Annotated in this window: 8 protein-coding genes; 3 read left to right on the top strand and 5 right to left on the bottom strand. The window is 32.2% G+C overall.

Annotation, left to right across the window (positions count from 1 at the left end; all coding sequences use genetic code 11):
• Positions 1-7 precede the first annotated feature (7 nt).
• The 3 genes from trmD (at position 8) to apaH (ending at position 2,946) form a co-directional block, all read left to right on the top strand.
• Entirely contained in the window at positions 8-757 is a 750-nt protein-coding gene (gene trmD / locus ERCIPSPA2889_RS00040; RefSeq protein WP_157988852.1) for a tRNA (guanosine(37)-N1)-methyltransferase TrmD, read from the top strand.
• 54 nt (positions 758-811) lie between these two features.
• Positions 812-1,159: a 50S ribosomal protein L19 gene (gene rplS, locus ERCIPSPA2889_RS00035; RefSeq protein WP_157988851.1), complete on the top strand. Its 348-nt coding sequence runs from the start codon at positions 812-814 to the stop codon at positions 1,157-1,159.
• Between the two features lie 968 nt (positions 1,160-2,127).
• On the top strand, positions 2,128-2,946 hold the full coding sequence (gene apaH, locus ERCIPSPA2889_RS00030) for a bis(5'-nucleosyl)-tetraphosphatase (symmetrical) ApaH (protein WP_157988850.1): 819 nt from the start codon (positions 2,128-2,130) through the stop codon (positions 2,944-2,946).
• 867 nt (positions 2,947-3,813) lie between these two features.
• Here the strand turns inward: apaH and rho are convergent.
• The 5 genes from rho to mnmG all read right to left on the bottom strand — a co-directional run bounded on the left by rho (position 3,814) and on the right by mnmG (position 12,415).
• Positions 3,814-5,073, bottom strand: coding sequence for a transcription termination factor Rho (rho, locus tag ERCIPSPA2889_RS00025; RefSeq protein WP_157988849.1), 1,260 nt, complete (start codon positions 5,071-5,073; stop codon positions 3,814-3,816).
• Positions 5,074-5,423: 350 nt separating this feature from the next.
• Positions 5,424-5,741, bottom strand: a complete 318-nt coding sequence (trxA, locus tag ERCIPSPA2889_RS00020) for a thioredoxin TrxA (RefSeq protein WP_157988848.1) — start codon at positions 5,739-5,741, stop codon at positions 5,424-5,426.
• Between the two features lie 383 nt (positions 5,742-6,124).
• Positions 6,125-7,420, bottom strand: coding sequence for a phosphopyruvate hydratase (gene eno / locus ERCIPSPA2889_RS00015; RefSeq protein ID WP_157988847.1), 1,296 nt, complete (start codon positions 7,418-7,420; stop codon positions 6,125-6,127).
• 171 nt (positions 7,421-7,591) lie between these two features.
• On the bottom strand, positions 7,592-9,229 hold the full coding sequence (locus ERCIPSPA2889_RS00010; RefSeq protein ID WP_157988846.1) for a CTP synthase: 1,638 nt from the start codon (positions 9,227-9,229) through the stop codon (positions 7,592-7,594).
• 1,296 nt (positions 9,230-10,525) lie between these two features.
• A complete protein-coding gene (gene mnmG, locus ERCIPSPA2889_RS00005) occupies positions 10,526-12,415 on the bottom strand; it encodes a tRNA uridine-5-carboxymethylaminomethyl(34) synthesis enzyme MnmG (protein ID WP_157988845.1) in 1,890 nt (629 codons plus the stop codon).
• Positions 12,416-12,749 lie beyond the last annotated feature (334 nt).

Genomic DNA, 12,749 nt, shown 5'->3' with positions numbered 1-12,749 from the left:
GAAGAATATGTGGATTAGTGTGATTAGTCTTTTTCCTGCAATGTTTCGAGCTATCACCGATCATGGGGTAACTGGACGAGCAATTAAAAATGGTATTATTAGATTTTGCAGCTGGAATCCACGTGATTTTACATGTGACAGGCGTTGTACTGTAGATAAACGTGTTTATGGTGGTGGTCCAGGCATGTTAATGATAGTACAGCCATTAAGAGATGCTATTCGCACTGCTAAAATAGCAGCAGGTTCGGGCGCACAGGTAATTTATTTATCACCTCAGGGGCGAAAGCTGGACCAGCAAGGGGTTTTGAAATTAGCAAAATATCAAAAATTAATTTTAGTTTGTGGTCGATATGAAGGGATTGATGAGCGTGTTATTCAAAGTGATATTGATGAGGAATGGTCGATTGGAGATTACGTTCTTAGCGGAGGAGAGCTGCCAGCTATGATACTTATTGATGCAATTTCTCGCTTATTACCTGGTGTATTAGGTAGCAAATCTTCAGTTACACAGGATTCTTTTGTTAATGGTCTATTAGACTACCCACATTATACTAGACCAAAAATATCAGAAGGGATGCAAGTCCCGTCTGTTTTATTATCAGGAGATCATGCTACTATTAAGCGCTGGCGGATGAAACAGTCAATAGCTCGGACTTGGCTTCGAAGACCTGAGTTGCTGGTCAATTTAGAATTGACTCAAGAGCAAGCGTTTTTGCTTACTGAGTTCCAGGATGAGTATTTAAAATCAAAAATATAGTATAAAAACTTACTGTTTTAAAACTATTAACTAACATATAATTATGGTGACATAATGAGTAATATTCTTGAGCAGATTGAAAAAGAACAACTTAAAAAAAATATACCTTCCTTCCGTTCTGGTGATTCTGTTGAAGTAATGGTATGGGTGTTTGAGGGCATAAAAAAACGCTTACAAGCTTTTGAAGGCGTCGTAATTGCTATTCGTAATCGTGGACTGAATTCTGCATTTACAGTACGTAAGATAGCTCATGGAGAAGGTGTAGAGCGGGTTTTTCAAACTCATTCTTCTATGATTGATAGCATTATCATTAAACGTCGTGGTTCTGTGCGTAAGGCCAAATTATATTATCTTCGTAATCGTACTGGCAAGGCGGCACGAATTAAGGAACGTTTGAGTTAATTAATAAAAATTGTTATTTTTTTGATTTTAGTTTATTAGTATGAAGTATGTGCATAAGATTTATTGATTTTATGTGATTTGTAAAATAAAATTTAAGTGCAATAAACGTTTAATTAGAAATTCTTTTTCTTAGAGATAAGAAGGATTTTGTATTATCAGATCTTGAATATATTTGTGTGCTTTGTATTACTTAAAAGCGCTATAATCTGATATATTTTAGAATTAAAAATCTAGAAATAAATGATGAATAACAGATCTAAAAGATAATTATGATGCTTTTTCTATCACTTTGGCTAGTATCAAGACTTAATATTTAGATAATATACAATATAAGTTGTTGTCTTTATTAGAGCAAAACCATGCTAATAAGAATTGCATGTAATTATCGGCAAGTAGTGTTTTTTATATAAAGAATAATTGGCTATTGTTTTTTTGATGATATCTGTATTATAGATACATCAATATGTAGTGCTATCTGATATTGTTAAAGTTAAATGTCTTACTTAAGAATGTGTTTTTTAAATACTAATAGTTTTATTGTAGTATAATAATATTATTAGCTATTATTTATCGTAAAATATACATTAATGTTATTCATTAATCAATGCATGAGTAGTTTTAAATAGCTTGACTCTCTTTAAGAAAAGGAGAGATTGTAGATATTATTTTTTTAGGGGAAGTCATAAATCACTACAACTCTAGATATAATACTAAAATTTTTTATTTTTAAAAATTAAAAATATACTATTATAGTAAGTCTTTTAAAAAAAATATTTTAATATAACAATAATGGAGTGTTTTTTAAAGTTTTTATGGACGATAAAATTCAAACATATTATGTTTATGGTATAAAATTAGAGGAATAAGTTGATATTAATATAACCTCTAGTAATATTTTTCATGTATTATGTTAATATAAAATTCATAATCTCTTCGTTTACATACGTCTTTACTCTTCTGGTTCATGTATGAGCACTTACTTCATTGGTGATATTCATGGCTGTTATAATGAATTACAGCTATTGCTATCTCAAGTAAAATTCAATCCTAATACCGATCAGTTATGGTTAACTGGCGATTTAGTTGCTCGCGGTCCTTGCTCTCTTGAAGTGTTGTGTTTTTTACAAAAATTAGGAAAATGCGTCAAACTAGTGTTAGGAAACCATGATTTACATCTTTTAGCGATTTATGCGGGAAAACGTCGTAATAAACCAAAGGATCTTCTTAATAAATTGCTAGCATCGAATAAGATTCAATCACTTATTGATTGGTTACGATGTCAGCCTTTAGTTCAGATTGATGAGGTACGTAAGATTATAATGTCTCACGCAGGCATTACGCCTCAGTGGGATATTCAAACAGTTAGAATGTGTGCAAATGAAATTGAATTAATGCTTAGTTCTAATAGTTACCAGCTATTTCTTGATGCAATGTACGGGGATTTTCCAAGTTATTGGTCACCACAGTTAACTGGACTTGCGCGCTTACGTTTTAGCACTAATGCCTTAACACGCATGAGATATTGCTTACCTAGTGGTGAATTAGATATGACTTCAAAAGAATTACCTGACCAGGTAACTCCTTCTTTACAGCCATGGTTTAGAATTCCAAGAAATATTTCAAGTGAATATACTATTATATTTGGACACTGGGCAGCATTAGCGGGTAAATGGGTACCTAAAGGTATTATTGCATTAGATACTGGCTGTTGTTGGGGGGGATGTCTAACGATGTTGCGTTGGGAGGATAAAAAGATATTCGTACAACCCGCTCTTGGCTTTAAATAATTAGACCTTTAATTTTAGAAGAGTTTTTACAGGTATCTCTTGTTCATATAATAAGATCTGCTTATTGAAGATAATCAGATAAAGCATTATGCCTTTATAGGCAAGGAGATATTTCTATAACGGAATTAAAGCGAGTTTTTTTATATATCATATAACATTGTATATATAAAATAATTTTAATTAATTTTTTAAGATAACTAATCTAAGATAGTGTATATATAGGGCATGGTTCAATAGAACTAATTAAAACTGTTGATTATATTTCAACAGACGTGCCTAGAAAATGATATAATTAAAAAATCTTTTTAAGTATTATAATTTTTATAGAACTAAAATATTGTATTGTTTTTAGTGATGATAATAATTTTTGTATATTATAATCTATACTATTAAATAGGTTGAGGGTTTTATTTTAATATGATTTATATATAGAGTATTTCATGGCCTTGAATAAGGAAACAAAAATCAGTGAGAGAAAGGTCTAATTACATTAATTTATATAATTTATATATTTTTTATTTAGTCACACTGCAAATAATTTCACCATTTAATACAAGAAGAATTTATAATCTTTATTATTGTATATATGATATAATTTAAAGTTAAATCTAATATTTATTAAAGATAAATGGATATTATTTTATAGAGTGACACATTTATAATGTGATATTTTTTTATTAAAAATCTTTTTTATTATAACAAATACATGACCAATTAAGAAGAATAATGATTGATCATGTATTATCTTACTTATTATACAGTGTTTTTTTATGAATAAATGCTAGAGATAGCTGTTTAACCTGTAAAGTATATCGAGTAAAATATATATTTTATATATTATTGTGTAGAATTTAAAGTATCGATATATTATGAACGCTTCATCATATCAAAAAATTCATCATTAGTTTTACTCATGGCCAGTTTATTCATAAGAAACTCCATAGCATCAATTTCACCCATCGGGTGAATAATTTTACGTAATATCCACATTTTCTGTAACTCTTCCGCAACCGTGAGTAATTCTTCCTTTCTTGTTCCGGAGCGATTATAATCAATAGCTGGAAAGACACGTTTTTCGGCAATCTTACGTGCTAAATGTAATTCCATATTACCAGTACCTTTAAATTCTTCATAGATAACTTCATCCATTTTAGAACCAGTATCTACTAAAGCGGTTGCAATAATAGTCAGACTTCCACCTTCTTCTACATTACGCGCAGCGCCAAAAAAACGTTTTGGTCGATGCAGGGCATTAGCATCTACACCTCCAGTTAAAACTTTACCCGAGGCAGGAACTATAGTATTATAAGCACGCGCTAGTCGTGTAATCGAATCAAGTAAAATTATAACATCTTTTTTGTGTTCTACTAAACGTTTTGCTTTTTCAGTGACCATTTCTGACACTTGCACATGACGTGATGCAGGCTCATCAAAAGTAGATGCTATCACTTCACCTTTTACTAAGCGTTGCATTTCAGTTACTTCTTCTGGGCGTTCATCAATGAGTAGAACCATCAGAACACATTCAGGGTGATTATAAGCAATACTTTGTGCAATATTTTGGAGCAATATTGTTTTACCAGCTTTAGGTGGAGCAACAATTAGACCACGCTGTCCGCGACCGATGGGAGCAGCTAAGTCTAGTACACGAGCAGTTAAGTCTTCAGTAGATCCATTGCCTCGCTCCATTCGCAAACGAGAATTGGCATGTAATGGCGTTAAATTCTCAAATAAAATTTTATTACGTGCATTTTCTGGTTTTTCATAATTCACTTCATTTACTTTTAATAACGCAAAGTAGCGTTCTCCTTCTTTTGGTGGTCGAATCTTGCCAGAAATTGTATCACCAGTGCGAAGATTAAAACGTCTAATTTGACTAGGGGAAACATAGATATCATCGGGACCAGCAAGATAAGAGCTGTCGCTAGAACGTAAAAAACCGAATCCATCCTGCAATATTTCAAGGACTCCGTTTCCGAAGATATCTTCGCCACTTTTTGCATGTTGCTTAAGTATAGAAAAAATAATATCTTGTTTACGCATGCGGGCTAGGTTTTCAAGACCTATATTCTCACCGAGAATGATGAGATCGGAAACCAGAGTGTTCTTTAAGTTGGTAAGATTCATAATTGTTGGTTCTTAGTTCTTAATCTTGGGGTAGATATCGAATAATTAATAATAAAGCAACATAAGGATTAAAAATCTATTCCTGTATTATATGAGTGCCTAGATTTAAAGTTCGCCCAAAGATGGAATGTAGAAAAGTACATATATAAAATGAGGCAACGGTCAGAAAACAAAAACCTAATAAACCCTAACTGACAATCTTCTGAATGTTAGTGAAAACTTAGATGGATGTTTGCTAAAACTGAAGCGTATCCTATACGTGGAATAAGGATAAGAGTATAATTAAATTACATGATTAACCATACCACGCTTCGCTCTGACCGTCTAGCGGTAAGAGAAAAATTTACATTTTAGCCACAGTGTTGATTTAAAAATTCGCTAAGGTTACTCTTAGACAATACCCCTACTTTAGTATCAAGTAAAAGACCATTTTTAAAAAGCAATAAAGTTGGAATGCTGCGAATACCGTATTTTGGTGTAGTGTTAGAGTTCTGATCAACATTAAATTTTGCAACTATTAGTTTTTCTTTATATTCTACATCTATTTCATCCAGTATAGGTGCAATCATTTTACAGGGACCGCACCATTCTGCCCAGAAGTCAACTAATATTAAACCCTCTGTATTTAAAATAATACTGTCAAAATTTTCATCAGTTAAATGAATCATTTTAGCTATCCTGTAAGTTTTAAAAATATTTTACTCAATTATAATACATAAGTAACATTAGATATGATGCATATTATGTATGATAGTGTAAGTTACATAACCTAGTAATAATAAACATCTTTATAGTAAGTGTGCTTTATTTTTTTATATCACAATACACTATAAAAATATATTTTATGACAAATTTAACAAAAATCAGTAAACATTTTATGTTATTAAACATTTATGACATAGATATAATATCTATAAAAGTCATATAGTGTAAACTATCTCTTTAAATAAAATTTGTCTTGTAAAGTAAGGTAATAAATGAATATTATTTTAATATTTAGTTGATATTACCTATAGGTAAATAGATTTTATATAAAATATAGGGCTAATTATTATTGATTTTTTATTTCTTTTAGGCCATAAAATGGCGCACGATTACCTAAGGCTTCTTCAATGCGGATGAGTTGATTATATTTAGCCACACGATCGGATCGACTCATGGAACCAGTTTTAATTTGACCTGCAGAAGTACCAACTGCAAGATCTGCAATAGTTACATCTTCAGTTTCACCAGACCGATGAGAAATGATTGTACTATATCCTGCATCTTGAGCCATCTTGATAGCTGATAACGTTTCGGTTAATGAACCAATCTGATTTAATTTTATAAGGATCGAGTTTGCAATTCCTTGGTTAATACCTTTTTTTAATCTTGTAGTATTAGTCGCAAATAAGTCATCACCTACGAGTTGAATTTTATCGCCCAATACTTGTGTCTGATAGATAAATCCAGACCAATCCGATTCATCTAGACCGTCTTCAATAGAAAGAATAGGATATTGTCTAGTAAGGTCAGTTAAAAAGTGTGTAAATTCTGCTGCAGAAAACATTGAATTATTTTCTCCAGCTAAGATATATTTACCATCCTGATATAACTCAGAAGCAGCACAATCTAACGCTAAAGTGATGTCTTGACCTAATTTATAACCTGCTTTTTGAACCGCTTCAGTGATCAAATTTAATGCATCCAATGTAGTTTGGATATTAGGAGCATAGCCACCTTCATCGCCAACTGTGGTGCTCATATTTTTTGAACACAATATGTCTCCAAGTGTGTGAAAAATTTCAGAGCCGATACGAACCGCTTCTTTTAATGTTTTTGCACGAACGGGTTGAATCATAAATTCCTGTATGTCTAAATTATTATTAGCATGTTTACCGCCATTAATGATATTTATCATGGGTAAAGGCATAGAGAATTTTCCTAAAGTACCATTCAGATCTGATATATGTTCATATAAAGGGATCCCCTTAGAGGCAGCTGCGGCTTTGGCAGTAGCCAAGGAAACAGCTAAAATTGCGTTAGCGCCAAACTGAGATTTATTCTCTGTGCCATCTAGATTAATCATTATCTGATCTATATTAGCCTGATCTTTAGCATCTTGACCTTTGGTAGCTGCAGCAATTACACCATTAATCGCATTTACAGCTTTTCTTACACCTTTTCCAGCAAAACGTAATGGATCACCATCACGTAGCTCTAGTGCTTCATGAGAACCAGTAGAGGCTCCAGAGGGTACAGCTGCGAGACCAACGAAGCCTCCTGCTAGGTGAGCTTCTACTTCTACTGTTGGGTTTCCGCGAGAGTCAATAATTTCTCTAGCTAGTAATTTAATAATCTTAGACATGCTGGAGTTCCTTATTAATATTTAGTATTGCTGTGATAAATAATTGATTATAAATAAAGAATTAGTGTGGTTATGATTTTAAATATGAACAACATGCTAATTATTTATATGATCTCTATGGATTACATTTATAGTATAGTAAACTAAGCGTAAGTTTGCTTTTCATTAGTTTTATTTTTTAAAATTTTTTTTATATCGAATAGCAGCTTGTATAAAACCTATAAATAATGGATGACCATCTCTTGGTGTAGAGGTAAATTCTGGGTGGAATTGACATGCTAAAAACCAGGGATGGCTTGGAATTTCAATAATTTCAACTAATTCGTTATCTCCGGAATGACCAGTTATATGTAAACCGGCGTTTTCAAGTTGTTTTAAAAAAATCTTATTTACCTCATAGCGATGACGATGACGTTCAATAATAATTTCAGAGCCGTACAAGCTATGCGCTAAACTATTATAGGTTAATTGGCATTGTTGACTGCCTAGTCTCATAGTACCACCTAGGTTGCTTTTTTCGGTGTGCTGCGTGATATTTCCTTGTGAGTTGCGCCATTCGGTGATCAAGGCAATTACTGGATGTTGACACTCCGGTGCAAATTCCGTTGAGTTTGCATCTGCCATGTGTATTACATTCCGAGCAAATTCAATTACTGCTACTTGCATCCCTAGGCAGATTCCTAGATAAGGTATTTTATTTTCACGAGCATACTGCACTGTGAGTAGTTTACCATCTATGCCTCGACAACCAAAACCACCAGGAATTAAGATAGCGTCTGCATTTTTTAAGCGACCCATGCCACGAGATTCAATATCTTGTGAATCAATGAGATCAATATTTACTGTTACGCGACTTTTTAATCCAGCATGCTTTAGAGCTTCAATAACTGATTTGTACGCATCTGGAAGTGCTACATATTTTCCTACCATTCCTATATGTAGTTCACCACAAGGGTTGGCCTCTTGATACACAACTTTTTCCCACTCTTCCAAATCCGCTTCTGGCACATTTAGATTAAAACGCTTACAGATGTAATCATCTAGTCCTTGTGATTTTAACATGCCCGGGATCTTATAAATGGAATCAACATCTTTAAGAGATATAACTGCTTTTTCAGAGACATTACAAAATCTTGCAATCTTTTTGCATTCATTTATTGGTACACTAAAAGTAGATCTACAAATAAGTACATCTGGCTGAATACCAATTGATAGTAGCTCTTTGACTGAATGTTGTGTTGGTTTAGTCTTTACCTCACCTGCTACTGCTAAATATGGAACTAGTGTTAGGTGGATATACATAGTATGTATGCGGTCAACATCAACTGCCATTTGGCGAATCGCTTCTAAGAATGGTAATGATTCAATATCACCAACAGTGCCTCCAATTTCTACCAAGACCACACCATAACCAAGGCCTCCTTGAATGATCTTTTCTTTAATGGCATTAGTAATATGCGGGATTACTTGAACAGTAGCTCCTTGATAATCTCCACGTCGTTCTTTATGTAGAACATCTGCATAAATGCGACCAGTAGTGCAGTTATTTCGACGACCCATGCGGGTTCTAATAAAACGCTCGTAGTGCCCAAGATCTAGATCAGTTTCAGCGCCATCACCAGTTACAAATACTTCGCCATGCTGCGTTGGGCTTATTGTTCCTGGATCAACGTTAATATATGGATCTAGCTTTATAATGGTTACGGGTAAACCACGTGCTTCTAAAATAGAAGCTAAAGAACCTGCGACAATACCTTTACCTAGAGAAGAAACTACTCCGCCAGTGATAAATATATAATTTGTTGTCATGCTTAACCTTAACCTGAGAATCATAATAAGATTTATATCTAGACAAGATTAAAAGTACTTATAAAACTATTGGCATTCTTAGAATTGCTTTCTAGGTTTGGCGTTATTGTATATCAAGTCTTTTAATGTGAAAATAAGACAATGTATAGTTAATACAATCTACGTAAAATCATTATTGCTAATAACGATACTACTTAAATACTGCCATTATGGTAATAATTATGGTTGGTGGAAGATAAAAAATACATAAGATTCTGCAGATGATTTATATCATATAATGTATATTAGTGTATCACACTATCGCATGTGCTAGTAATATAAATAGAAGCTCATACTTAGTTATTACATCAATCATTAAAGATTCATCTGATGAATACTTAGATTTTTTTATCCTTCTTGTAACATATTTATGTTACTGATATATTATTATGATACATCTAATTTATATGTTACTATAATATAGTATGTAGTTTTGGGATTGAAATGTTTTTATCGTATATGATGGCACGCAATGATCGTTGTGTATTCTTAGAATAATTACATAAGAAAAATGTTTCTATAATTTGTAAGGATATAACATGTACAATTGTTCTATAGAAACACTTTATAAAATGAGTATATACAATGCATGAATGATATTTGAGAGCACAGCTGAGTTTTATACAGATAAAGTGAATTATGTAATAGATTTTATTTTTTTAAAGAATGTGTTTTTATAGTATCTACTTTAGAAGTAATTATGTCTTGAGTAAAGCATTAGCTTTATTAATAAAATTATGAAGATATTTATAGTAAAAATACTAAAGTATTAAATTAGTATGTGAATATACTACTTTAGTATATAAGAAATATATCCTTGATGAATTATGTAAGATTTTAGACAGATATAAAATAATTTTATAATTAGTATTTCAATATAAAATTATTAAATTATATCGCAATTTTTTTAATATGATTAATTTATTTTTATAAATCTTACTAGAAGGTTATTAAAAATAGTAATTTTGCAAAATAAATAAAAAATATATAAAATTATTATATATATACTCTAAGTAATACACGTGTTTGAATCTAAATTGTATTATTGTATTATTTAAGTTTTGCACTTATGATATTTAAAAATTTTTTGATTGATTTTTTTTTAATCACTTATGTTATAAATATCAATAAAAGAAACAGTTTATTTAAAATAAGAAGTATAATAGACATCTTTGATATCGCTGCAAGTAATTATTAATCATTGTCTTCTTTCGGTAATTAGTTTGTTTTAATTACAGATTTCTTAAAAGTTTTTTTTTATTCAATAGGCTTCAATAGACCTTTTTTTTTCAAAAAAATAAGCAAAATAGAAATGATGGCTGGAGTAATCCCAGATATACGTGACGCTTGACCAATTGATTCTGGTCTGTGGTATGTAAGTTTCACTAGCGCTTCGTTAGATAATCCCTTTATTTGATTATAATCTATATGAATTGGAATTGGGGTATTTTCGTTTTTTATGTGCTTATTGATTTCTTGTTGTTGACGAAAGATATAGCCTTCATATTTTATTTGAATTTCTATTTGTTCAGTAGCCTGAGTGTCGGATAAAAAAGGACCAAGTTTATTTAATTGCATAAGTTTTTGATATGTAACTTCTGGACGTCGTAATAATTCCTCGCAATTAGTTTCTTTTATGAGATCTCCGTTCATGATAGCATTAATTTGAGATATATCTTTTGCGTTAGGAAATACTCGTGTTTCTCTTAGTCTCTGGCGTTCTTTTTCAATGTTTTCTATTTTTTTATTTAAATGCGACCAACGAATATCGTCAACTAAACCAAGTTTACGCCCAATGGCGGTTAGTCTTAAATCAGCATTATCTTCTCGTAACATCAGGCGATATTCGGCGCGGGCTGTAAACATACGATAAGGTTCAGTAGTTCCTCTAGTGCATAAGTCATCTACTAGAACTCCTAAATAAGCTTGATCACGCCTTGGTGCCCAACCATTGCGACCGTCTAAAAACTGTCCTGCATTGAGACCAGCGAGAAGTCCTTGTGCTGCGGCCTCTTCATAACCAGTTGTGCCATTAATTTGACCAGCTAAAAATAGTCCGTGAATATATTTACTTTCTAGAGTTTTTTTAAGATCACATGGATTGAAAAAATCATACTCAACAGCATAACCAGGTCGGGTGATTACTGCATTATCCATGCCCTCTATAGAGCGAATCATATCAATTTGAACATCAAAGGGTAGACTAGTAGAAATACCATTGGGATAAATTTCATTACTGTTTAAACCTTCTGGTTCTAAAAAGATCTGATGTGAATGACGATCAGAAAAACGTATAATTTTATCTTCTATGGAGGGGCAGTAGCGTGGTCCAATGCTTTCAATAGAGCCATTATATATCGGGCTGCGATGAAGATTACGGCGAATAATGTCGTGAGTTTTCTCATTAGTATGCGTAATATAACAAGGGATTTGTTGAGGATGTTGAGATATTTTTCCTAAAAATGAAAAAACAGGTAAAGGAACATGACCGTATTGCGGTTGCATGATATTAACGTTGATACTTTTTGCATCAATACGAGGCGGTGTTCCTGTTTTAAGGCGACTAATACGTAGTGCCAATTCTCGCAAATGACATGCTAATGCGTTAGAAGAGGGGTCTCCTGCGCGCCCTCCTTTATAACTTTTTTTACCTATGTGTATCTTAGCATCTAAAAAGGTACCAGTAGTTAGAACTACAGCTTTAGCTCGAAATTTCATTCCTATTTCTGTCAGTACACCAATCACGTGATTATTTTTAATTAATAAATTTTCTACAGCTTGTTGTAGAACCAATAAATTAGGTTGATTTTTTAATGCAGAATGAATGACCTGACGATATAATAGGCGATCAGCCTGAGCTCGAGTGGCGCGCACTGCAGGCCCTTTGCTAGCATTTAGAATTCTAAATTGAATGCCGGCTCTGTCAATAGCTTTCGCCATTAGACCTCCTAATGCATCTATCTCTTTTACTAAATGACCTTTTCCAATTCCGCCAATTGCAGGATTACATGATAATTGACCTAATGTCTCGATATTATGAGTGAGCAATAATGTTCGTTTTCCTATACGAGCAGCAGCCATAGAAGCTTCAGTTCCGGCATGGCCTCCACCAATAACGATAATGTCAAAAAGATCTGGATAAAACATAATATTATATCTCGTAGTTTATAGCGAACATATAGATAGGTTTTATCAGTTTTGCATGTATATGCATCCTTGTATCCCATATAGTAAAATATTTATCTAAAAGGTAAATGGTTCATAAAAACTTAATCTGATTTCTTTAGAATTATATGCTCTGGTCTTTATATTGTAATGATAGGTTATCAGTACATTACTTATATATTCATGCTAAATAGTTACCAATATTATGATTAAATTTAGTATGTTAATAACATTACTAACTTTATTAAATGACTAGTAGCCTTTATATTAATAAAATAAAAATTTATTTAGAATATAATTCTATTTTTGTATATAA

This window comes from Candidatus Erwinia haradaeae, assembly GCF_900698985.1.
Classification (GTDB): domain Bacteria; phylum Pseudomonadota; class Gammaproteobacteria; order Enterobacterales; family Enterobacteriaceae; genus Erwinia_E; species Erwinia_E haradaeae_B.
Note: the sequence above shows the minus strand (reverse complement) of the source record. Positions and strands in the feature narration are given on the sequence as shown.

What these genes read in the sequence shown, in the direction of transcription:
- eno (WP_157988847.1), bottom strand. Translation starts at nt 7,420, where the DNA reads ATGTCTAAGATTATTAAATTACTAGCTAGAGAAATTATTGACTCTCGC.
- rplS (WP_157988851.1), top strand. Translation starts at nt 812, where the DNA reads ATGAGTAATATTCTTGAGCAGATTGAAAAAGAACAACTTAAAAAAAAT.
- ERCIPSPA2889_RS00010 (WP_157988846.1), bottom strand. Translation starts at nt 9,229, where the DNA reads ATGACAACAAATTATATATTTATCACTGGCGGAGTAGTTTCTTCTCTA.
- trmD (WP_157988852.1), top strand. Translation starts at nt 8, where the DNA reads ATGTGGATTAGTGTGATTAGTCTTTTTCCTGCAATGTTTCGAGCTATC.
- rho (WP_157988849.1), bottom strand. Translation starts at nt 5,073, where the DNA reads ATGAATCTTACCAACTTAAAGAACACTCTGGTTTCCGATCTCATCATT.
- apaH (WP_157988850.1), top strand. Translation starts at nt 2,128, where the DNA reads ATGAGCACTTACTTCATTGGTGATATTCATGGCTGTTATAATGAATTA.
- mnmG (WP_157988845.1), bottom strand. Translation starts at nt 12,415, where the DNA reads ATGTTTTATCCAGATCTTTTTGACATTATCGTTATTGGTGGAGGCCAT.
- trxA (WP_157988848.1), bottom strand. Translation starts at nt 5,741, where the DNA reads ATGATTCATTTAACTGATGAAAATTTTGACAGTATTATTTTAAATACA.